At 66.9% G+C, this 22,383-nt stretch carries 20 protein-coding genes and 1 tRNA gene; 13 read left to right on the top strand and 8 right to left on the bottom strand.

Annotated elements, in window-relative coordinates; translation table 11 throughout:
- The first annotated feature begins 65 nt into the window (after positions 1–65).
- The 5 genes from LV476_RS08065 (at position 66) to LV476_RS08045 (ending at position 5,071) form a co-directional block, all read left to right on the top strand.
- A complete protein-coding gene (locus LV476_RS08065; protein ID WP_250076300.1) occupies positions 66–1,043 on the top strand; it encodes a polyprenyl synthetase family protein in 978 nt (325 codons plus the stop codon).
- Positions 1,044–1,067: 24 nt separating this feature from the next.
- Positions 1,068–1,144 (top strand) — tRNA-Pro (locus LV476_RS08060).
- Positions 1,145–1,232: 88 nt separating this feature from the next.
- Positions 1,233–3,164 (top strand): ABC-F family ATP-binding cassette domain-containing protein, encoded by a 1,932-nt coding sequence (locus LV476_RS08055; protein ID WP_250075089.1) that lies wholly within the window; start codon positions 1,233–1,235, stop codon positions 3,162–3,164.
- 98 nt (positions 3,165–3,262) lie between these two features.
- Entirely contained in the window at positions 3,263–4,069 is an 807-nt protein-coding gene (locus tag LV476_RS08050) for a PP2C family protein-serine/threonine phosphatase (RefSeq protein ID WP_250075087.1), read from the top strand.
- Between the two features lie 39 nt (positions 4,070–4,108).
- Positions 4,109–5,071 (top strand): LysM peptidoglycan-binding domain-containing protein, encoded by a 963-nt coding sequence (locus LV476_RS08045; RefSeq protein ID WP_250075085.1) that lies wholly within the window; start codon positions 4,109–4,111, stop codon positions 5,069–5,071.
- Positions 5,072–5,083: 12 nt separating this feature from the next.
- On the opposite strand, the gene LV476_RS11275 is transcribed toward LV476_RS08045, so the two are convergent.
- On the bottom strand, positions 5,084–6,796 hold the full coding sequence (locus LV476_RS11275) for a protein kinase domain-containing protein (RefSeq protein ID WP_250075082.1): 1,713 nt from the start codon (positions 6,794–6,796) through the stop codon (positions 5,084–5,086).
- Positions 6,797–6,803: 7 nt separating this feature from the next.
- Positions 6,804–7,337, bottom strand: a complete 534-nt coding sequence (locus LV476_RS08035) for an FHA domain-containing protein (protein WP_250075080.1) — start codon at positions 7,335–7,337, stop codon at positions 6,804–6,806.
- Positions 7,338–7,571: 234 nt separating this feature from the next.
- Here LV476_RS08035 and sixA point away from each other — a divergent pair, with 234 nt between their 5' ends.
- Positions 7,572–8,078, top strand: a complete 507-nt coding sequence (gene sixA, locus LV476_RS08030; protein WP_250075078.1) for a phosphohistidine phosphatase SixA — start codon at positions 7,572–7,574, stop codon at positions 8,076–8,078.
- Positions 8,079–8,115: 37 nt separating this feature from the next.
- Here sixA and LV476_RS08025 read toward each other — a convergent pair whose 3' ends face one another.
- The 4 genes from LV476_RS08025 to ppk1 all read right to left on the bottom strand — a co-directional run bounded on the left by LV476_RS08025 (position 8,116) and on the right by ppk1 (position 13,468).
- Complete coding sequence (locus tag LV476_RS08025; protein ID WP_250075076.1) at positions 8,116–9,456, bottom strand: sigma-54-dependent transcriptional regulator; 1,341 nt, start codon at positions 9,454–9,456, stop codon at positions 8,116–8,118.
- A gap of 4 nt (positions 9,457–9,460) precedes the next feature.
- Entirely contained in the window at positions 9,461–11,104 is a 1,644-nt protein-coding gene (locus tag LV476_RS08020; protein WP_250075074.1) for a sensor histidine kinase, read from the bottom strand.
- Positions 11,083–11,325, bottom strand: a complete 243-nt coding sequence (locus LV476_RS08015; RefSeq protein ID WP_250075071.1) for a PP0621 family protein — start codon at positions 11,323–11,325, stop codon at positions 11,083–11,085. The genes LV476_RS08020 and LV476_RS08015 overlap by 22 nt, the downstream gene beginning before the upstream one ends.
- Positions 11,326–11,392: 67 nt before the next feature.
- Positions 11,393–13,468 (bottom strand): polyphosphate kinase 1, encoded by a 2,076-nt coding sequence (gene ppk1 / locus LV476_RS08010; protein ID WP_250075070.1) that lies wholly within the window; start codon positions 13,466–13,468, stop codon positions 11,393–11,395.
- Between the two features lie 169 nt (positions 13,469–13,637).
- Here ppk1 and phoU point away from each other — a divergent pair, with 169 nt between their 5' ends.
- Entirely contained in the window at positions 13,638–14,360 is a 723-nt protein-coding gene (gene phoU, locus LV476_RS08005; protein ID WP_250075068.1) for a phosphate signaling complex protein PhoU, read from the top strand.
- Between the two features lie 65 nt (positions 14,361–14,425).
- On the opposite strand, the gene LV476_RS08000 is transcribed toward phoU, so the two are convergent.
- Positions 14,426–14,881, bottom strand: a complete 456-nt coding sequence (locus LV476_RS08000; RefSeq protein ID WP_250075066.1) for a phosphate-starvation-inducible protein PsiE — start codon at positions 14,879–14,881, stop codon at positions 14,426–14,428.
- 107 nt (positions 14,882–14,988) lie between these two features.
- Here LV476_RS08000 and LV476_RS07995 point away from each other — a divergent pair, with 107 nt between their 5' ends.
- The 5 genes from LV476_RS07995 (at position 14,989) to LV476_RS07975 (ending at position 18,686) form a co-directional block, all read left to right on the top strand.
- Positions 14,989–15,972 (top strand): aldo/keto reductase, encoded by a 984-nt coding sequence (locus LV476_RS07995; protein WP_250075064.1) that lies wholly within the window; start codon positions 14,989–14,991, stop codon positions 15,970–15,972.
- Positions 15,973–16,134: 162 nt separating this feature from the next.
- Entirely contained in the window at positions 16,135–17,127 is a 993-nt protein-coding gene (locus LV476_RS07990) for an MBL fold metallo-hydrolase (protein ID WP_250075063.1), read from the top strand.
- Between the two features lie 142 nt (positions 17,128–17,269).
- Complete coding sequence (locus LV476_RS07985; RefSeq protein ID WP_250075062.1) at positions 17,270–17,767, top strand: hypothetical protein; 498 nt, start codon at positions 17,270–17,272, stop codon at positions 17,765–17,767.
- A gap of 7 nt (positions 17,768–17,774) precedes the next feature.
- The gene (locus LV476_RS07980; protein WP_250075060.1) at positions 17,775–18,125 is read left to right on the top strand and encodes a TraR/DksA family transcriptional regulator; all 351 of its coding nucleotides are present in this window, start codon (positions 17,775–17,777) and stop codon (positions 18,123–18,125) included.
- Between the two features lie 21 nt (positions 18,126–18,146).
- Positions 18,147–18,686: a hypothetical protein gene (locus tag LV476_RS07975; RefSeq protein ID WP_250075059.1), complete on the top strand. Its 540-nt coding sequence runs from the start codon at positions 18,147–18,149 to the stop codon at positions 18,684–18,686.
- 21 nt (positions 18,687–18,707) lie between these two features.
- On the opposite strand, the gene uvrA is transcribed toward LV476_RS07975, so the two are convergent.
- The gene (gene uvrA, locus LV476_RS07970; protein ID WP_250076298.1) at positions 18,708–21,539 is read right to left on the bottom strand and encodes an excinuclease ABC subunit UvrA; all 2,832 of its coding nucleotides are present in this window, start codon (positions 21,537–21,539) and stop codon (positions 18,708–18,710) included.
- A 228-nt stretch (positions 21,540–21,767) separates the two neighbouring features.
- Here uvrA and ssb point away from each other — a divergent pair, with 228 nt between their 5' ends.
- A complete protein-coding gene (ssb, locus tag LV476_RS07965) occupies positions 21,768–22,334 on the top strand; it encodes a single-stranded DNA-binding protein (RefSeq protein ID WP_250075056.1) in 567 nt (188 codons plus the stop codon).
- The last annotated feature ends 49 nt before the right edge of the window (positions 22,335–22,383 follow it).

Below are 22,383 nucleotides of genomic sequence, written 5' to 3'. Positions count from 1 at the left end.
GTTGGCGACGGCGTGCCGCCCGGTGCGCCGCCGGAGTCGAAACGTAACGAGCGAGACCGATGAGCATGCAGTTGAACGAGATCCGCGATCTGATGGCCGACGACATGCAGGCCGTCAACCGCGTGATCATGGACCGGCTCGGCTCGGACGTGGCTCTGATCAACCAGCTGGGCAGCTACATCGTCCATTCCGGCGGCAAGCGCTTCCGCCCCCTGCTGCACATGCTCACGGCCCGTGCGTTGCGCGGCGAGGGCGCCGAACTGCCCGGCGCGGCGCAGATGGCGGCGGTGGTGGAATTCATCCACACCGCCACCCTGCTGCACGACGACGTGGTCGACGAGTCGACTCTGCGTCGCGGCCACGACACGGCCAATGCCCGCTTCGGCAATGCCGCCTCGGTGCTCACCGGGGACTTTCTTTACTCGCGTGCCTTCCAGATGATGGTCGAGGTCGACCGCCCGCGGGTGATGGCGATCCTCGCCGACGCCACCAATCGCATTGCCGAGGGCGAGGTGATGCAGCTGATGAACATCGGCGACGCCGCAGTCACTGAGGCGCGCTACATGGACGTGATCGGTCGCAAGACTGCAACGCTGTTCGAGGCCGCCTGCAGGCTGGCCGCCGTGCTCGACGATCGTGATGAGGCCACCGAGAAGACGCTCGGGGAGTACGGCTACCGGCTCGGTGTTGCCTTCCAGCTGGTCGATGACGTGCTCGACTACCGTGGCGACGAGTCGCAGACCGGCAAACATGTCGGTGACGACCTCAACGAGGGCAAGCCGACGTTGCCGCTGATCATCGCCATGGCGCGGGCCGACGGGGCGGGCGCGGAGGTCGTGCGCGAGGCGATCGAAGCGCAAACGGCGGCCCGGATCGACGAGGTGTTAAAGGTGGTTGAACAGACCGAAGCACTCTCGTATACTTCGGCGCTCGCTGGACATGAGGCCGATGCGGCCAAGCAGGCATTGACGGTATTGCCGGACAGTGTCTACTCCCGAGCCCTGTCCGCCCTGGCGGACATCAGCGTCCAGCGCGACCACTGACACAGATAGTGTCGCCGGTCATTTCGGAGTGTAGCTCAGCCTGGTAGAGCACTACGTTCGGGACGTAGGGGTCGTAGGTTCGAATCCTGCCACTCCGACCACACAATGCGGCCGGGGCCTCTCATGGGGTCCCGGCCTTCTTTTTTGGTGCTGCCGTCGCGCCGCACTGCGTCTCCATTCGGAGGGCGGATGATCCAGCTCAAGTCCGTGTCGCTGCGTCGCGGGCCGCAACTGCTGCTCGAGGATGCCGATCTCACCCTGCTGCCCGGTCAGCGCATGGGCCTGGTGGGCAAGAACGGCACCGGCAAGTCCAGCCTGCTCGCCATGTTCGAGGGCGAGATCGCGCCGGATGCGGGCGATATCGAATGGGCCGGTGGTCAGCGCATGGCCACCGTCGAGCAGGAAACCCCGGCACTCGAGACCTCGGCAGTCGACTACGTCCTCGACGGCGACCGCGACTACGCTCGCCTCAACGATGCCCTGCGAGCCGCGGAAGCCGACAACGACGGCATGCGGATGGCCGAGCTCTATCCGGAGTTCGAGACCGTCGGTGGATTCACTGCCCGCGCTCGCGCCGCCCGCCTGCTCGACGGACTGGGCTTCGCCCCGGAACACATCGACAACCCCGTCTCGAGCTTCTCCGGCGGCTGGCGCATGCGCCTGAACCTGGCGCGTGCGCTGATCGCCCCCTCCGACATCCTGCTGCTCGACGAGCCGACCAACCACCTCGACCTCGACGCGGTCTTCTGGCTGGCCGACTGGCTGGTGAGCTACCCGGGCACGCTGATCGTGGTCTCGCACGACCGCGACTTTCTCGATCACGTCTGCACGCACATCGCCCACATCGAGAACCAGAAGCTCAATCTCTACACCGGCCATTACAGCGACTTCGAGGCGATGCGCGCCGAACGCCTGGCGCAGAACGCCGCGCTGGCGGACAAGATCGAGAAGGAACGCGAGCGCCTGCAGGGATTCATCGACCGCTTCCGCGCCAAGGCGACCAAGGCGCGCGCGGCGCAGAGCCGGGTCAAGGCGCTCGAGCGACTGCCGACTATCGCCGCCAGTCACGCCGACCGCGACGATTTCTCCTTCTACTTCCCGACGCCCAAGCGCGCACCCGACCCGATGGTCACCCTGGAGGACGTCGCGGTCGGCTACGACGGCAAGCCGCTGATCGAGCACGTCGACCTGCAGGTGCGCGCCGGCGATCGCATCGGTGTGCTGGGGGCGAACGGCGCGGGCAAGACCACCCTGATCCGTGCAATCGCCGACGGCGAGCCGACCTGGATCGGCGGCGACCGTTTTGTCGCTCCGGGCGTGCAGGTGGGCTACTACACCCAGCACCAGCTCGACCAGCTCGATCCGCGCGACACGCCCATGATCGCGCTCGAGCGGGTGGCGGAGCGCGAGGGCACCACGCAGAAGTACCGTGACTTCCTCGGCCGGTTCGGCTTCGTCGGCGATCGTATCTTCGAGTCGATCGAGCCGTTCTCCGGCGGCGAGAAGGCGCGCTTGGCGCTCGCCCTGCTGGTATGGAAGGCGCCCAACCTGCTGATCCTCGACGAGCCGACCAACCACCTCGATCTGGCGATGCGCGAGGCGCTCGCCGAGGCGCTGCAGTCGTTCGAGGGGGCGATCCTGGTGGTCTCGCACGATCGGAGCCTGATCGAGCTGGTCTGCGATCGCTTCTGGTGGGTGCGCGACGGCGAGGCGGTGCCCTTCGACGGTGATTTGGACGACTACCGTGCCGCGGTCACCGAGCGCCGCCGGGCGCACAATCGTGAACAGGCGGCACAGAAATCGGACGAGAAGTCAGCCGGCAAGCCTGCCCAAAAGGCGTCGACGCCAACTCCGGGTGACAAGTCGGCTTGGGGCAAGCCCCGCGACAAGGCGAGCCAGGCGCGGGAGCGCAACCGCAAGAAGCAGCTCGACCGGCTGGAGCGCCAGTTGGACGAGCTGTCGCAGCAGTTAAGCAGCATCGATGCCGCACTGGCCGACCCCGCGCTCTACGACGGGCACCAGGAAGACGAGGTGGCGCGGCTGCATTCGCAGCGTGGTGAAATCAGTGACCGGCTCGAGGCCGTCGAGACCGAGTGGCTCGAGCAGCAGGAGGCTGGCTGAGCCCCATTTCGGCTTGTATACGCCCCCGTCTATACTGCCCCCGATGGATAGCTGCCCGCTCTGGGTGGTCAAAAACGCGAACGAGGAGCGCTCGCAAGATGCACAGGGACGGGGAGTTCGACATTCGTGAACTGCCGGGTGTGGCCGGTGGTCGGGCACAGGGCGGACGGTCGTCCCAGCAGGACGACCTGATCTGCCTGCAGGATGCGCGCGAAGCGACCACCCTGGTGGTGCTGGCCGATGGCATGGGCGGTGACGGGGCCGGCGAACTGGCCTCCGGCGGCGTGATCCATGCCGCGCGCGACCTGTGGGACGAACGCGTCTGGCGCGAACAGCCCGGCGCCCTCTTCCTCGAGACGCTTTGCCAACGGGCGCACGAGGAAATCCGGCGGCGAAATGCCTGGGTCAGCGCCGAGCCGCATTCCACCGTCGTGGCGCTGCTGTTGCGCGACGGTCAGGCCTACTGGGCCCATGTCGGCGACAGCCGTCTCTACCATTTTCGTGGCCGGCGATGTCTAAGCGTGACCCGGGATCACAGTCTTGCCCGTCTCAAGCTCGACCGCGGCGAGATCCGCGAGGCCGATCTCTCCCGGGATCCGGACCAGCACGTGCTGTTGCGCGGCTTGGGCGGCAGCGAAGCACCGGAGGTCGAGCACGGCTATGCTCCGGTGCGGCCGGGTGACAGTTTCGCGCTCTGCAGCGACGGCATCTGGGAAACCCTGACGACCGGCGAACTCGCCGCCCTGATGCGCGAGCCCGACCTCTATCACGGGGTGCGCGAGGGGCTGATGCGGGGCACAGAACGCGGCGGCGAGCACGGCGACAATCTCGGCCTGATCCTGACCCGCACCGAGCCCGCCGAATCGTGGCTGGGCCGGTTGTTCGGCGGGATGACCCTAGCCTGATCTTGATACGAAATGCGCCCCGGTGCGAATAGGAAAACGATGACGAGAACGACACGGCGAATCCACATTGGGCGGACCGGCCTGATCGGACTGCTGGCGGTACTGTCCGCTGGTTGTGCGCAGTTGTCGACCTTCGATGCGCGCCTGCAGGAGCTCACCGGGCAGTCCGCTTCCACGGTCTCGACCGTCAGCGAAAGGCCGCGCGCGCGCTCGCGGGCCGGTTCCCGGTCGCTGGATCGTATTCAGGCCGACTTGCAGCGGGGCGAGTATCGCCAGGGACGACGCGATCTGGATCGGTACCTCGCCCGGCATCCGGACGATGAGGTCGCCCGGTCGTTGTTGCGCCAACTAGAGGCCGACCCGGAGCAGGTGCTGGGCGAGAAGTCGCGTCGCTACGTCGTCCAGTCGGGGGATTCCTACAGCGCGCTGGCCGATCGCCACCTGGGTGATCCGGCGCTCTTCCTGCTGCTGGCGCGTTACAACCAGTCGACAAACCCCTCCGCCCTGCGCGTCGGTGAGGCGATCCGCTTGCCCGTTGGTCCCTCGTCGGGCAAGTCGGTGAGTGCGTCGAGCACCGCTCAGGCGGGGGCGGCGCGGCGTTCGCTCGACAAGGCCTCCCGGCCGTCGGGTGAGGCGACGACGCGGACTCTGCCTGACAGCCAGCTGCGCTCGTCGCGCGCCAGTGGCGTTGCCGCTGAGGCGCTTCAGCGCCGTGGGCTCTCCCTGCTCGAGCAGGGCAAGCGTGAGGAGGCGTTGCAACATCTCGAAGCGGCGCTCGAGAAAGACCCCTCCCTGGAGCCGGCGGCCAGCCGCGTGCCGCAGTTGCGTTCAAGCCTGGTGGAGGAGTATCACCAGCGGGCGATCCTGCGTTATCGCAACCAGAAGCTCGGCGACGCCATCGCATTGTGGAATCGGGTACTCGCCATCGACCCGACATTCGAGCCGGCGCGCAGCTACCGCGCGCGTGCCCGTGAACTGCAGCGTCGGCTCGCAGACCTCTAGATCTCTTCGCGGCTAGTCCGCATCCTTCTGCTCGCTGGCCGGCTCGATCACCCGCGTCGGGTCGGCGGTGGTCTCCCGGCGGGTCGGTTGCGAGTCATCTTGTGCCTGCACACGCCCGTCGAGCGATTCGTTCATCAGGTTGAAGGCAGTGAACAGCCGGCCGAACTCGTCCCGGCGGACCAGCCGGATGCGATGGGCGAAATCGCCTCGGGCCACCCGCAACAGCGCCTCGCGCAGTACGTCGATCGGGGCGAGCAGTCGGCGGAACAGCCACCAGGCCGCACCCAGAACCACCACCAGCGTTGCCAGCAGGGCGATCAGCATCGCGCCGAGTGTCGTACGGTTGGCCGTCTGCAACGGGGTGCTGTCCATGCCCAGTCGCAGCTTGCCGACGGCGTGGTCCTGGTAGCGCACCGGGATGTCGAACAGCAACATGTCCCCGTCGCCGGATGCCTGGGGAATCGTGCCGTGGTAGCTGACGATGCCGCTTTCTAGCGTCCGCCGATCGCCGTTTTCCGGCAGGGGGGACAGCGTGACGCCGGTTTCGCCGGGCTGGGCGCTGGCGATCACCCGGCCGTCGCGGTTGGCAACGGCCAGGTAGCGGATCTGCTCGTTGCGTTGCATGTCGGTGACCAGTGCTCGCACGGCGATCTGATCGTTGAGCAGCAGGTCCTCGGCGGTTTCGTGGGCAATGGTGCGCCCCAGCGAGGCGCCAAAATCCACGGCCAGACCGGTCAGCGCCTCGTCCTGCTTGATGTAGACCGAGGCCAGACCGAGGAGCAGCGTCAGGGTAAGGATGGTGCCGAGGATCGCCGCCCAGCGCACGCGCATCGGCAGGATCCGGGTCGCCAGGGGGTCGTCGCGCAGGCGTTCGAGTTCCCGGCGGGCGTGCCGCAGATCGTCGATCACCTCGTGACCGTGCTGATAGCGCTCTTCCGGGGCGGGCTGCAACAGGCTGCGCACGATTTCCAGCAACACCTCGGGGGTGGTCGGATCGCGCGGCAGCAGCCGCGGGTGGGGGCGGCGATGCCGTTCCGCGAGCAGGCGGTCGACGTCCGACTCCTGCCACGGCTTGTCGCCGGTAACCAGCCAGAACAACAGCACGCCCAGCGAGAAAAGGTCACTGCGGGCATCGGTGGGGTCGCCGCGAAGCTGTTCCGGCGCCATATAGGCCGGGGTCCCGGCGACCAGGCCGTCGTGGTGCTCGCCTGCGTCCGGCAGGCGGGCCACGCCGAAGTCGTTGACCTTCACGTGGGTCCAGCCTTCCACCAGGATGATGTTCTCGGGCTTGATGTCCTGGTGAATCACGCCGTGACGGTGAGCGAATTCCAGCGCGGCGGCGATCTGCCCGGCCAGGTCGATGACCACCGGCGTCGACGGGAAGCCCTCCTGGGCGACGCGGTCGGCCAGTGTGTCGCCCTGCAGTCGTTCCATCGCGATGTAGGGGCGGCCTTCGGCCTCGCCGACGTCGTAGATGGTGACGATATTGGGGTGGTTGAGCGTGCCGGCGGCGCGGGCCTCCGTGAGGAAGCGGCGCCGGTAGGCATCATCGCGGGCGACGTCGTCGCGGAGACACTTGATTGCCAGATGCCGGTTGATGCTGGGGTCGAACCCGGCATAGATGATCGACATCGCTCCCTCGCCGAGGACGCCCTCAATGCGGTAGCGGCCGATGGTTTTCGGCGTGTTCTCCGGGGTGTCTCCCGAGGTGACTGAGGCCGTCACGGCCGGCTCAGTTCCGGATCAGAGTGAATGCCAGCACCATGGCGGCGAGCAGCAGCGCCCCGACCAGCCAGTGCCGTGCGCCGACCCGACGGTCGCCGGCTTCACGGGTGAGAAAAACGAATTCCGCCTGGCCGAGGCGGATCCGGTCGCCGTGTTTGAGTGTTGCCTCGTGTACCCGCTGGTCGTTCACGAAGGTGCCATTGGTCGAGAGCATGTTCATGACTACGTGGTGCCCCTGCTGGTTGAGGATCCAGGCATGCGAGGAGGACACGCTGGGCTCGTCGAGGATGATGTCGTTGTCATCGCGTCGGCCGATGGTCTGCCGCCCCGCACGGAGCGTGTAGCGGTGGCCCTCGATCCCCGGACTCACGCCCTCGATCACCGGTTCGGCAACCGACGCGCGCTTGTCGCCCTGGGAGGCGGCCTGTTCGGCGTGGCTGCGCAGTTCGTCCGCCTGGAACAGTTGGGTTCCCTGCGGTCCGGCCGAGCGGTGGCGGCTTGAGGTCGAGGCGATAGCGTCCTGCGGTCGGCGGCCTTCCATGTCGTCTCCTCGCATTGGAATTGTCAGGGCACCATCATAGCCCAGCCGCTGGTGGATGCCAGACGCCGATTGGCGGTCCGCGGGATTGAACCCACACGGTGCCGTGGGGTCCATCATGGTCCGGTTGCCACCATGGTCCGGTCACATTGTCACAATCCGGTAGCTTGGCGGGTTCAGCATGCCGCCCGTACCCAATGCCGAAGCGCACCGCCACACGGCCAGCGAGAGCCAATCATGGACCTGTTGATCATCCGACATGCCGCCGCCGAGAACCGCGAGGAGTTCGCCCGCCACGGTCGCCCGGACAGTGAGCGACCGCTGACCAAGCGCGGCATCGACCGTATGCAGATGGCCGCCCGCGGTCTGACCACCCTGGCGCTGCCGATCGAGCGGCTGGTTTCGAGCCCCGCGGTACGTGCGCTGCAGACGGCCGAGATCGTCGCCCCGGCGGTCGAGCGCCGTCAGGTTGCCTCGGAGGCGGTGTTTGCCCCCGAGGCGCCGGTGGACAATGCTGTCGAGTGGCTGCGCAAGCAGCCGCGTGTGGAGGGCATGGCCGTGGTCGGCCACGAGCCGCATCTCGGCCAGCTGGCCGAGTGTCTGATCGGCGGCCGCCCGCTGGGCAACATGCCGATGAAGAAGGGCGGGGTGATCCTGATCCGCTTCGACAACGCCATCGGTTATGGCGAGGGCAAGCTCGTCTGGGCGCTGCCGCCGGCCGTGCTGCGGGCGCTGGCGGATTGATCCGAGGGGGTCAGGCGGGCGAGTCGATACTCGTCTTTTAGTCGATCCCCCATTTCTGCAGCCGATAGCGCAGCTGGCGCAGGGTCAGTCCCAGTCGTCGGGCAGCTTCGCTGCGGTTCCAGCGCGTCTGCTGCAGGGCGGTGAGCACCTCGCGTTGCTCGTCGGTTTCCGGGATGAAGCCCGGGCAGGCGCCGAGTGCGGAGCCGGGGTCCTCCTCGACGGTCATCATCGGGTTGGGCGAGACAGCCTCGACTGTGATGCGGTCGTCGTCGGTCAGCGCCATCGCTCGCTCGAGCAGATTCTCCAGTTCCCGGACATTGCCCGGGAACGGCTGGGCCGCCAGCGTCTGGAATACCGCCGGGTCGATCGACGGCACGGGGCGGTCATCGCGCTCGGCGAGCCGGGCCACGATCGCGCCCGCCAGCGTCGGCAGGTCGTCGAGCCGTTCGCGCAACGGCGGCACGCGCAGGCCGATAACGTTGAGGCGGAAGAACAGATCCTGACGGAAGCGTCCCTCGGCGACCGCCTGGTTGAGGTCCTGGTGCGAGGCGGAGACGATCCGCACGTCGACCGGCACCTCCTCGGTGCTGCCGACCGGGCGGACGCGCCGTTCCTGCAGTACGCGCAACAGCGAGACCTGGAGCGTCAGCGGCAGTTCGGCGATCTCGTCGAGGAACAGCGTGCCGCCCTCGGCTGCGCGGAACAGGCCGGGCTTGTCGCTGGTCGCGCCCGTGAATGCTCCCTTGTGGTGACCGAACAGCTCCGATTCGATCAATTCGCCCGGAATCGCGCCGCAGTTGACCGGCACGAACGGGCCGGGGGCGCGGCTGCTGTGGTTGTGGATCTCGCGGGCCACCAGTTCCTTGCCGGTGCCGGACTCCCCCTGAATGAAGATCGGCGCCTGCGAGCGGGCCAGTCGGCCGATCATCTCGCGTAACTGTCGCATGGCCCGGGACTGGCCGATCAGCGGCGAGTCATCGTCGTCGGGCTCGTCCGACGGCAGGGTCGCGGCGGGCTGGAGATTGCGGGCGTCGCGCAGCAGGCGACGCAGGGTGTCCTGCTCGATCGGCTTGTTGATGAAGTCGAAGGCGCCGGCCTTGAGTGCCCGGACGGCGGCCTCGACCTGACCGTGGGCGGTGATCACCGCCACCGGCAGCTGGGGACGCTGCTGGCGGATCTCGTCGACCAGGTCCAGGCCGTTGCCGTCGGGCAGGCGCATATCAGCAAGACACAGGTCGATCTCGTCGTTCGCCGCCAGCCGCTCGCGGGCCTCGGCCAGATCGGCGGCCTCGAGGGTGGTAACCCCTTCGCGCTTCATGAACAGGGCGACCAGCGTGCGGATATCCGGCTCGTCGTCCACGATCAGGCAGTACGCCATTTCATCATTCCCTTGCTTGTGTCGTTGCCGTCTCGGTCGCGTCCGCCGCGGGCAGGCACAGGCGGAAGCAGTTGCCGGTGTCACGGGAGGTGTCGGGTTCCTCGAGCGCCAGTTCGCCGCGATTGGCCAGCGCCAGCTCGCGCGAAACGAACAGTCCCAGCCCCGTTCCCTGCGAATGGGTGGTGAAGAACGGTTCGAACAGCGCGCTGCGGTCCACGTCCGCGATGCGCGGGCCGTTGTCGCAGACCCGGATCTGCCAGCCGCCACGCGGCGCCGTTTCGAGCCTCAGGCGAAGCCTGAGTTGGCCGTCGTCGGGTCGACCGTGACGCTCGGCATTGTCACAGAGATTGTCGATCACCTGCCAGAGGTGGGTCGTGTCGACCCGGGCAAAGGCCGGTTCCATGGGCGTGGTCAGCGCCATCACGTACGGCTTGCCGCCCGCTCGCCAGTTTTGGCGTCGGCTTTCGGCGAATCGTTCCAGCCAGTCCCCCAGTTCGACGTTCTGCGCGTTGACCGCCGGCGAGCGGGCGGCGCCGAGCACGTCCTCGACCAGGCGATTGATGCGGTCGCTGTGGCGGGTAATGATCGTGGTGAGTTGCTCGCGCTCGGCGGCGGTGTCCGATTCGGGCAGCAGTTCGGCCGCCTGCCGGATCGAGGACAGGGGATTGCGCACCTCATGGGCGATCGAGGCGATCAGCCGTCCCAGTGCGGCCAGCTTGTCGCGGCGGACGCGCTCGTCCTCGGCGGAGAGGTCCTGCAGCACGATCAGGGCGCGCGGCCCCAGCGCCGTCTCGATGCGGTGAAACTGTGCCCGCAGTCGCCGCGGCCGGTCGAAGTCCTGCTGCTGGCTGCCATCGCCGGCATGCCAGGCGCGCAACGCGTCGCAGACGCCCTCGTGCAGATCGGGCAGGCGTGCCTCCGCGGGCGCCTCGATCGTCGCCTCGTTGTCGCCAAGCATCTGTCGGGCGGCCGCGTTGATGTAGTCGATGCGCCCGTCCGGATCGGAGACAACGATACCGTTGTCGGTCTGTTCGATGACCCGCAGCGCGAGTTCGGAGAGATAGCGGACCTCGCGCTCGCGCGCCTGGCTCTGGTGCTCCCAGACCGCGGCACGCCGTTCGAAGGCCATCACCAGCAGCGTGATCAGCAGCAGGGCCGCGCCGAGAAAGCCCGAGTTGGCGAGATGGCTCGCGTCCGGCTGGGTCCAGGAAGCGTAGATGGCCTCGCCCAGCACTAACAGCACCCCGGCGGCGGCGTAGCCGACCGCCGCCCGTCCGCCGTGCAGTACCGCCGCGATGCCGATCGCGATCACCAGCGCCAGCGCGAGCGGCCCCTCCGGCCCGCCCGAGGCGTGGGCGATCAGCATCAGGCAGGCCAGGTCGCCAATGGTGTGGAGGTGGGCCTGCGGGCGGAACGGCGTGACGCGCAGTTCCAGCAGCCATTCGAACGCCATGGCGAGGAACAGATAGGTCCAGGCCGTCACCATGAACAGCGAGGGGTGCGTCTGGCCGAAGAGGGCCGGGCCGCGGTCGGTCAGGGCCGCGGCGGTCAGGGCCAGTGCCAGCAGCAGCCGGTAGGCGTTCGCCAGTCGCAGTCCGCGCCAGTTCTCCTCACCGGCCGGATGAATCAATGGTGTGCCCGATGCCATTCCTCGGCGTGCTCCCAGCTGCAGAAATCCCTGTCATCGCGCCGGACGGCCCGGTCCTCGGGCACGAACACGCCGCACTGCTCGCAGCGCACCGACTCCAGCGAGCGCGTCTCGCCCGACTCGTTGGCCTGTTGTTCGGCACGCAGGCGATTGGCCTGCCGGATGGCGAAGAACAGCCCGATGACCAGGGCGACGATGAGCCAGAACAGCAGCTTGAGCATGGGGTGTAACGCTACCTGAGGCGATAGTGATCAGGGCCGACAGTATCGCATGCCGGCGAGAGGGGCATCAGCCCTTGCCGAGGTCCCGGATCAGCGACTGCTGGGCGCTGAACGGCTTCTCGCCCTTGCCCGGCGTGATGCGGCGGTAGTGACCGTCGGCGGTCAGCTCCCAGGCGCCGGTGTTGTCGGCAAAGTAGCGGTCGAACGCCTCGTCGATCACCCGCGCGCGGATTTCCGGGGTGTCGACCGGGAAGGCGGTCTCGACGCGGGCGAAGAAGTTGCGCGGCATCCAGTCGGCGCTCGACAGGAAAAGCTCCTCCTCGCCGTCGTTGAGGAAGTAGAACACCCGCGGGTGCTCGAGGAACCGTCCCATTACCGAGCGCACGTGGATGTTCTCCGAGACGCCCGGGATGCCCGGCTTGAGGCAACACACCCCGCGGATGACCAGCTCGATCTTCACCCCGGCGGTCGATGCTTCGTAGAGCGCCTCGATCACGCGCCGCTCGATCAGGGCGTTCATCTTGGCGCGGATGTGCGCCGGCTTGCCGGCCCGGGCGTGCGCGGTCTCGCGGCGGATGCGCTCGAGCATGCCTTCGTGCAGGGTGAACGGCGACTGCAGCAGCCGTTTTAGGCGGATGCCGCGGCCCAGGCCGGTCAGTTGCATGAACAGCTTGTTGACGTCCTCGCCGATGAAGCGGTCGTCGGTCATCAGGCCGAAGTCGGTGTACAGCCGCGCGGTGCCCGGGTGGTAGTTGCCGGTGCCCAGGTGGACGAAACGCTTGAGGCGGTTGCCGTCTCGGCGCACCGCCAGCGTCATCTTGGCGTGGGTCTTGTAGCCGACGATGCCGTAGGCGACGTACGCGCCGGCCTTCTGCAGGCGCGTGGTGATGTTGATGTTCTCTTCCTCGTCGAAGCGCGCCCGCAACTCGACCACCGCGGTGACCTCCTTGCCGGCCCGCGCTGCCGCCTCCAGCGCATCGACGATCGCCGAGTCGCGCCCGGTGCGATAGAGCGTCATCTTGATCGCCACCACCTTGGGGTCGTCGGCGGCCTGACGGATGAAGTCGACCACCGGCATGAACGACTGGTAGGGGTGGTGCAGCAAGACGCTGCCGCGCTCGGAGATGGTCTCGAAGATATTCTCGTCCGGGTCGAACTCCGGCTCCAGGCGCGGGGTGAACGGCGGGTCCTTGAGCTCGGGGCGGTCGATCAGCCCCGGCAGGGCCATCAGGCGGTGCAGGTTGACCGGGCCGTGGACCTGGAACACCTGCCGCTGGTCGAGGGCGAAACGCTCGCAGAGGAAGTCGATCATGTCCGCCGGGCAGTTGTCCGCCACCTCGAGGCGCAGCGCATCGCCGTAGTTGCGCTCGAACAGGCCGCCCTGCAGCGTCTGCAGCAGGTCCTCGTCGTCGTCGACGTCCACGGACAGGTCGCTGTTGCGCGTCACGCGGAATTGGTAGCAGCCGGTGACGGTCATTCCCGGGAACAGTTCGTGGACGTGGGCGTGGATGACCGAACTGAGGAAGACGAAGCTAGACGGGCCTTCCGCGGCATCCTCGTCCATCTGGATGATGCGCGGTAGCGCACGCGGCGCCTGCACGATCGCGAGCCACGCCTCGCGGCCGAAGTCGTCATTGCCTTCCAGCGAGACGATGAAGTTCAGCGACTTGTTGAGAATGCGCGGGAAGGGGTGCGACGGGTCCAGCCCCAGCGGGGTCAGCAGCGGCAGCAGCTCGCGGCGGAAGTACTGCTTGACCCACAGCGCCTGCGCCTCGGTCCAGTGGGTACGGCGCAGGAAGTGGATGTTCTCCTTCGCCAGCGCCGGGATGATGTCGCGGTTGAGTGTCTCGTACTGATCATGAACGAGGGCGTGCGCCTGCTCGAGCACCACGTCCAGCTGCTGGGACGGCGTCATGCCGGCATCGTCGGCCCGGGTGATCCCTGCGCGGATCTGCTGCGTGAGCGTGCCGACGCGCACCTCGAAGAACTCGTCGAGGTTCGACGAGGAGATGCAGAGAAACTTGAGCCGTTCGAGCAGCGGCACGGCCGGGTCCTGCCCCAGCTCGAGCACGCGGCGGTTGAAGCCGAGCAGGCTGAGCTCGCGGTTGATGAACGGCAGCGGGGTTTCGTCGGTTCGTGTCATTATTTCGCAACGCAAAGTCAGTTAGAGTATCGGTATTTGGTCGGCGAGCCCGTGCCCTGTGCAACCCAGCCTGGCTGCCGGGGGTGACAGGCATGTGAAGCTGCCCGATGCCACGAGTAAACCCTAGCAATCGGGTCGAGACAAGCCGCCCACAGGAGAACCCAAGGAAATGAGCGAAAAAGACGCGCCCAACCTGACGCCGCACACCTTGACCCGCTATGACGAGGATCTAAACGCGCTCAGGTCGCTGCTGATGAACATGGGTGGCGTGGCCGAACAGCATTTCGGCGACGCGCTTGCCTACCTGCTCGACGGCGACGCCGAGCGCGGTCGGGTGGCGATGGAGCAGGACTACGAGATCGACCGGCTCGAGGTCTCGATCGACGAACTCGCCATCCACCTGATCGCGCGCTATGCGCCGACCGCCGGTGACCTGCGCACGATCATGGCGATCGTCAAGGCGATCACCGATCTCGAACGCGTCGGCGACAAGTCCGAGAAGCTTGCCCGCATCGCGGAGGAAGTCGGCCCGGCGCTGCAGTCGACCGAGTTCGCCACGCACTTCCGCGTCATGGGTCGGATCGTCAAGGGCATGCTGCACGACACGCTCGACGCCTTCGTTCGTCAGGACTGCGTCGCCGCCGAGGAAATCATGCGCCGCGACGACCACGTCAACCACGAGTACAACGAGGTTCACGAGGTGCTGCTCGATTACATGAAGAAGCACCCGGAATCGCCCGATCTCAGCCTGCGGATGCTGCATTGCATGCGCGCGATCGAGCGCATCGGCGATCACTGCACCAACATCGCCGAGTACATCATCTTCCAGCAGCGAGGCACGGGCGAGAGCTCGAGCGGCCTGCGCGATGCCAAGGAGCGCACCCAGATCTAAGGGGTGTCGCGCCCGCGAGGCGGGCAAGTGATGGAACGGGCCGGCTCATGCCGGCCCGTCTCGTTTCAGGGGCGATCGACGTCTTCCGCAACGCGTTTTCGCGGCGCCGGGTCGTCGAAATCCGCCTCGTTTTCCGGGTACGGCAGCTTCAGGTGACCGTAGCGCAGCAGCAGAACGGTGCCGGCGAGGATCAGCATGGTTGCGCCCACGGCGAGCATCTTCCACGCCTCGAGATCCTTGATCTCCAGCACCAAATAGCGCGCCAGCGCGATGATGCCGATGTAGATCGGATACCGGATCGGCAGGCGCCCGGTCTGGAGGTAGGCGCCGATCATCGCCAGTACCTCGAGGTACAGGAACAACAGCAGCAGGTCGGCCAGCGTGACCCGTCGTGCCTCGATCATCTGGGCGATGTCCTGGCCGGCGGCGACGAACGTGGCGATCAGGATGACGATCAGCCCGACCAGTTCCAGGCCCCGAACGACGCTGTGCACGGGATGGCTCAAGGGGAATCGCTGCATGCTAGCCTCTCCATGGTTTCGTGGGCCGGGCGCGCGGCCGCTGTGGCTGTCTGGTCCACTTTATATCCTCTTTCAACCTCCCAACCACGACTCGAGACCTTTTCATCATGCCGGAGAAGCGACTGACCCTTCCGCAGCCGCGGATCGGCCTGGGGCTGGCGGCCCTGGGGCGACCGGGCTACATCAACCTCGGTCACGCTGGCGACATGCCGGACGGCCGCGACGTCGAGGCGATGCGCGCCCATTCCCACGCCATGCTCGATGCCGCCTGGCGCCGCGGTCTGCGTTATGTCGATGCCGCCCGTTCCTACGGTCGGGCCGAAGCCTTCCTGGGTGACTGGCTTGCCGGCCGCCCGGCCGACGAGCGGCCCACCGTCGGCTCGAAGTGGGGCTATACCTACACCGCCGGCTGGCAGGTCGATGCCGAGGTCCACGAGGTCAAGGAACACAGCCGTGCGGTACTCGACCGCCAGTGGGACGAGACCCTCGATGCGCTCGGCGGCCCGCCGGCGCTCTACCAGATCCACTCGGCTACGCTCGATTCGGGCGTACTCGACAACGCCGAGGTGCTCGAGCGTCTGGGCGAGATCCGCGACGCCGGTACAGCCATCGGGCTGACCACCAGCGGGCCGAAGCAGGCCGAGACCCTAGCGCGCGCCATGGAGGTCGCTATCGACGGGCGGCCGCTGTTCGATGCCGTGCAGGCGACCTGCAACCTGCTCGAGCCGTCGGTCAGCGAGCAGCTTGAACGCGCCCACGACTCGGGCATGGCGGTAATCCTCAAGGAGGCGGTCGCCAACGGCCGGCTGACCGCCCGCAACGACCGTCCCGAGGATGCCGAGGCGATGGCTGTGCTCGATCGCGTGGCCGGCGCCCACGGCGTGGGACGTGACGCGATCGCCATCGCCGCGCTGCTCGCCCGCCCGTGGGTGGACATGGTGCTCTCCGGCGCCGGGACCGAGGAGCAGCTGGCGGCCAACCTTGATGCATTGGGCGTCGAGCTGACGGCCGAAGAACATGCCATGCTTGACGAACTGGCCGAACCGGCGACGCGCTACTGGCAGACTCGAGGCGGACTGGCCTGGAACTGATCCGTCGCCCGCGGAATGGAATATGAATCAGCGAATGTGTTTCCGAATCAAAATCCCGAATGGTTGTGGGGTTGTTTTTCCCCGCTGTTGGCGCGATGGTTAGTTGGCTAACTAATTAAATCGACGACCGCTGCCGGAGCTGTCGTCTAGGGAGGACTTCACATGCTGACCGAATGGATGAGAGAGACGCGCGGCCTGGCCGGCGGCGCACTGTTGGCGATGACGGGGGCACTTCTCGCCACCCCGGCGATGGCCGAGGACGACAACCCGGTCGACAAGGCGCCGGAGTCGATGCTCTACGACTACCCGCAGCAGGTCACCGAGGGTGTCTGGTCGGCCATCGGCGCGACCCAGCCCTACACCTACGAGAACTCGCTGCACAACAACAACCTGTCGTTCGTCATCGGCGAGGACGCGGTGCTGGTGATGAATGCCGGGGCGTCCTACAAGCTCGCCGAGGCGCTGCACGAGGAGATCAAGAAACGCACCGACGTGCCGGTGAAGTACGTCGTCAACGAGAACGGCCAGCTGCACGCGGCCATGGCGACCGGCTACTGGATCGACCAGGGCGCCGAGGTGATCGGTCACGTCGACGCCGCCGACTACTACGACAAGCACGCGGCGGCCTACGAGGAGCAGCTTCAGGACATCGCCAAGGAGAAGGCCGAGGGCACCGAGGCGGTGCCGATGAACCGCACCTTCGAGGATCGCCTCGAGCTCGACCTGGGCGGCGTGACCGCCAATGTCGTTTATTTCGGCCCGGCGCACTCGCCCGGTGACATCTCGGTGGTGATCCCCGAGCGCGACGTGGTGATCGCCGGCGACATGGCCTTCAACATCCGCATGCTGCCGATCTTCGAGTACACCGACACCAAGGCCTGGCTCGAGACCTGGCCCAAGTTTGCCGAGGTGGCCAAGGACAAGACCATCATCCCGGGCCACGGCGGGCCGACCGATCTCGAAACGGTCGAGCACTACACCAAGGACTATCTCGTGTTCCTGCGCACCGAGATCGGCAAGATGATCGATGAAGGCGGCACCCTGCAGGATGCCTACGAGCTCGACCAGAGTCAGTTCTCGCACTGGCACACCTTCGACGAGCTGGCGGGCAAGAACGCCGGGCGCGTGTTCCAGAAGATGGAATTCGAGTTCTGATGGTGGCGTGAATGTCGCCATGCCGGGCCGCCCCGGTCGTCCGCGGGCGGCTTTTTTGTGCCCGTCACCCGCTCGACTGCTTGCACTCCGCCGGCAATCGGCTTTACTCCCGGCAGGTGAACGTGCCCGGGAGGGAGCCGTCATGCGTCGATTTGCACTGGGTTTGCTGCTTTGCCTGATGCCGGTGGCCGGGATGACTGCCGACCCGCCGCGGCCCGATGACTCCCATGCCCTGCAGGGGATCGAGGAAGGACGCATCCTCTGGGATGTGACGGCCGGCGATCCGGACAAGCTGCTTGCCCGGCTGGGAGTGATCGAGCAGACCTATCGTGATCTCGAGCGCCAGGGTGTGGCGCCGCGCATGGTGTTCGCCTTCCGTGGCGGCGCGGTTCGGCTGCTTACGGAACAGGCTGCCGAGAGCCACATGGACGATGCGCAGACGATCCTGCAGATCCACGACATGCTGCGCGAGCTCGCCGCGCTGGATGGTGTCGAACGGATGGAGGCCTGTTCGATCGCCACTCGTCGGGTCGGTATCACGCAGGCCGAGCTGGTCGACCCGGTCGTCGAGGTCGGCAACACCTTCGTCACCGCCGCGGCCTATGCCCAGCGCGGTTTCGCCAAGATCAAAATCGATTGACGGTCCGATGGATGATGCGCAGCGTCAGGCGCTTCACGATCAGCTGCTCGAAAGCCGTGAGGCGCTGCGAGAGCTGCTGAGTGGCGACGACGAGTCCACCGAGCGCGTGGAGATCGACAGCGCGTGTCAGAGCAAGGAGAGTCAGCTGTCGCGCGCCGATTCGGCGCAGGTCCGGGAAATGGCTCGGGCGCTCCGTGCGCGCTGGGAGCGTGAACTCGCCCGCGTCGAAGGGGCGCTTCGGCGGATGGAAAACGACGAGTACGGCGACTGTTTCGTCTGCGGGGAGCCCATTCCGTTTCGCCGGCTCCAGAGCGATGCCAGCGTTACGCGCTGTGTCGAGTGTGCCGCAGACAACTGACAATCAAGCGGGAGCGATCCTATGACTCGAACAAAAACCGTATTGGCCGGCACTATTGCCGTGGCGCTCTTCCAGCCCGTCCAGGCCGAGCCGCCCGAGGGGCTCTATTCAATGGACGGCCTGATTGGCTCGACGGTTTACCTCGCCGCCGAGGACAATCGCGAGGCGGGCGAGGTCGACGACGTGCTGGTCGCCGAGAACATGAAGGTTCACGGGCTCGTGATCGAGCTCGACGACGATCTCGAGGGCTTCGAGAACGATGCGAAGCGTTTCGTCGAAGTGGACCAGTTCTCCGTGGCCACCCGTGCCGGCAATCGTCTCGACCGGGTCTCCTATGCGGTGTTCCTGCAGGACGAGGTGGACGTGGTGCGTGACTACCCGCGCGTCGACAACGACTGGTGGGTCGAGACCAAGCAGGCCGCCGCCAACGTCTGGGAGAGCACCAAGTCCGGCGCCTCCAGCGCCTGGCAGGCCACCAAGGACGTCACCTCGGACGTGATCGACAAGACCAAGGAAGGCGCGCGCGACGTGCTCGAGAGCCTGCAGCGCACGCTGGAGTAGGGTGGCGCCGGGTGCGTCCTCTTACGCCTTGGCCGGCGCCAGCATCCGCTTGAGGTAGTGCCCGGTGTGCGAGCCTTTGACCTCGGCGACCTGCTCCGGGGTGCCCGAGGCGATGATCTGCCCGCCGCCGGAGCCGCCCTCGGGGCCGAGGTCGACGATCCAGTCGGCCGTCTTGATCACGTCGAGGTTGTGCTCGATCACGATCACGGTGTTGCCGTGGTCGCGCAGGCGGTAGAGCACCTTGAGCAGCTGGGCGACGTCCTCGAAGTGCAGGCCGGTGGTCGGCTCGTCGAGGATGTATAGGGTGTGCCCGGTGTCGCGCTTGGCCAGCTCGCGCGACAGTTTCACCCGTTGGGCCTCGCCGCCGGAAAGCGTGGTGGCGTTCTGCCCCAGCTTCACGTAGCCGAGTCCCACGTCCATCAGGGTGGTCAGCTTGCGGTACAGGCTGGGCACGGCCTCGAAGAACTCGGCCGCCTCCTCGATGGTCATCTCCAGCACGTCGGTGATGGTCTTTCCCTTGTAGCGGATGTCGAGCGTCTCGCGGTTGTAGCGCGCCCCGCCACAGACGTCGCAGGGCACGTACACGTCCGGCAGGAAGTGCATCTCGACCTTGATCACCCCGTCGCCCTGGCAGGCCTCGCAGCGCCCGCCCTTGACGTTGAAGGAGAACCTCCCCGGCGTGTAGCCGCGCGAGCGGGCCTCCTGGGTGCCGGCGAACAGCTCGCGGATGGTGGTGAACAGCCCGGTGTAGGTTGCCGGGTTCGAGCGCGGCGTGCGACCGATCGGCGACTGGTCGATGTCGATCACCTTGTCGAGCTGTTCGATGCCGTGAATGTTCTTGTAGGGAGAGGCGGTCGCGCTGGCGCGGTTTAGCTGGTGCGCGCAGATCTTGAACAGGGTGTCGTTGATCAGCGTCGACTTGCCCGAGCCGGACACGCCGGTGACGCAGGTGAACAGCCCCAGCGGGATGTGAAGCGGGTCGCCCTGCAGGTTGTGGCCGGTCGCGCCCTCGAGCGTCAGCATCTGCTCGGCATCGGCGCGATTGCGTTCCGGCACCGTGATCTCGCGCTTGCCGGAGAGATACTGGCCGGTGAGCGAATCCTTGTTCGCCTCGATCTGCTTGGGCGTGCCCTGGGCGACCACCTGGCCGCCGTGCGCCCCGGCGCCCGGGCCGATGTCCAGCACGAAGTCCGCCGCGCGGATCGCGTCTTCGTCGTGCTCGACCACGATCACGGTGTTGCCGAGGTTGCGCAGGTGGGTAAGCGTGCCCAGCAGGCGATCGTTGTCGCGCTGGTGCAGGCCGATCGACGGCTCGTCGAGGATGTAGGACACACCCACCAGCCCCGAGCCGATCTGGCTCGCCAGCCGGATGCGCTGTGCCTCGCCGCCGGAGAGCGTCTCGGCGCTACGGTCGAGTGACAGATAGTTCAGGCCGACGTCGTTGAGGAATTTCAGCCGCGAGCGGATCTCGCGGACGATTGGCGTGGCGATCTCGCCGCGCGCCCCCTCGAGTTCCAGCTCGTCGAAGAAGCCGGCCGAGTGGCCGATCGACCAGCGGGTCACCGTCGGCAGGTTGTAACCGTCGATGAACACGTGCCGTGCGGCGCGGTTCAGGCGCGTGCCGTGGCAGCTCGGGCAGTCACTCTCGGAGATATAGCGCGCCAGCTCCTCGCGCACCGCCTGCGACTCGGTCTCGCGGTAACGGCGTTCCATGTTGGGCAGCACCCCTTCCCAGGGATGGGTGCGCTCCTTGGCGCGCCCGCGCGGGCCGATGTAGGTGAAGGCGATCTTCTCCTTGCCCGAACCACGCAGGATGATCTCGCGCAGATCTTCGGGCAGCTCCTCCCACGGCGTCTCCAGATCGAAGTCGTAGTGACTCGCCAGCGAGGAGAGCAGCGCGTGGTAGTAGGCGTTGCGACGGTCCCAGCCGCGCACCGCACCTGCGGCCAGCGACAGCTCGGGGTTGATGATCACCTTCTGCGGGTCGAAGAACTGCTTCACGCCCAGGCCGTCGCAGCTCGGGCAGGCGCCGACCGGATTGTTGAAGGAGAACAGCCGCGGCTCGAGCTCGCCCAGCGAGTAGCCGCACTTGGGGCAGGCGTGGCGCGAGGAGAAGACATGCTCCTCGTCGGAATCCATCGACACCACCATCGCCTGGCCGTCGGCCAGCCGCAGCGCGGTCTCGAACGATTCCGCCAGTCGCAGTTGCAGGTCGTCGCGCACCTTGAAGCGGTCGACCACGACCTCGATGGTGTTCTTGGTCTTGGGATCGAGGTTCGGGACCTCGTCGATCTCGTAGACCTCGCCGTTGATGCGCACCCGCAGGAAACCCTGCGCCTGCCATTCCTGGAACAGCTTGTGGTGCTCGCCCTTGCGGTTCTCGATCACCGGCGCGAGCAGCAGCCACTTCGAGCCCTCGGGCAGGTCCATCACGTGGTCGACCATCTGCGAGACCGTCTGCGCGGTCAGGTCGATGTCGTGCTCCGGGCAGCGCGGGATGCCGGCGCGGGCGTACAGCAGGCGCAGGTAGTCGTATATCTCGGTGACCGTGCCCACCGTCGAGCGCGGGTTGTGCGAGGTGGTCTTCTGCTCGATCGAGATCGCCGGCGACAGCCCCTCGATGGTGTCGACGTCCGGCTTGTCCATCATCGACAGGAACTGGCGCGCGTAGGCCGACAGCGACTCGACGTAGCGTCGCTGGCCCTCGGCGAAAATCGTGTCGAAGGCGAGCGACGACTTGCCCGAGCCGGACAGGCCGGTGAAGACGATCAGCTTCTCGCGTGGCAGGTCGACATCGATGTTCTTGAGATTGTGCGTGCGTGCGCCGCGAATGCGGATGAACGGATCGGCCATGGTGTGCGGGTGTCGCTCGATTGAATGGACATCGCGCGCGGCCGGAAGGCCCTGCCCCCAGTCGCGCGCGGAACCGGACATTGTAGTCGAAAGGGCGTCGATCTCGCTGACCCGCCAAGCGGTTAGGCGAATCGCGCCGGCGATTGGTGCCCCTCTTCCCGGATGCTTTATAGTGATGGTTTGGCCGGCGACTCGACCGGTCCGGCAGGAACCAGAAGGAGTGTGAATATGGCGAGCCGCGGTGTGAACAAGGCAATCATCATCGGCAATCTCGGGGTCGACCCGGACGTCCGCTACCTGCCGTCCGGCGGCCAGGTGACGAACATCCGCGTGGCCACCTCCGAGCAGTGGCGCGACAAGAACACCGGCGAGAACCGCGAGAACACCGAGTGGCACCGCATCGTCTTCTTCGGCAAGCTCGCCGAGATCGCCGGCGAGTACCTGAAGAAGGGCAGCCAGGTCTACATCGAGGGCCGGCTGCAGACCCGCAAGTGGCAGGGTCAGGACGGCCAGGACCGTTTCACCACCGAGATCGTCGCCAACGAGATGCAGATGCTCGGTGGCCGTCCGGGCGCCGGTGGCGGCCAGGGCGGTTACGGCGGCGGCCAGGCCAGCCAGGGTGGCTACGGTGGTGGCGGTTACGGCGGTGGTGCTGCCGCGGCCGGTGCTGGCGCCGGTGCAGGCTATGCTGGCGGCCAGTCCGACTACGGCGCGCCGCCCCCGCCGCCGAGCCAGGACCAGCGCCCGGCCAAGTCGATCGACGACGGCTTCGGCGAGGACGATATTCCGTTCTAAGCCCTGCTGGGCTCGATCGAATCAGGCAACCCCGTCTTCGGACGGGGTT

Origin of the sequence: Guyparkeria hydrothermalis, from assembly GCF_023555385.1 — a bacterium.
In the GTDB taxonomy this organism is placed as follows: Bacteria; Pseudomonadota; Gammaproteobacteria; order Halothiobacillales; family Halothiobacillaceae; genus Guyparkeria; species Guyparkeria hydrothermalis_A.
This window is presented reverse-complemented; position numbering and strand designations above follow the sequence as displayed.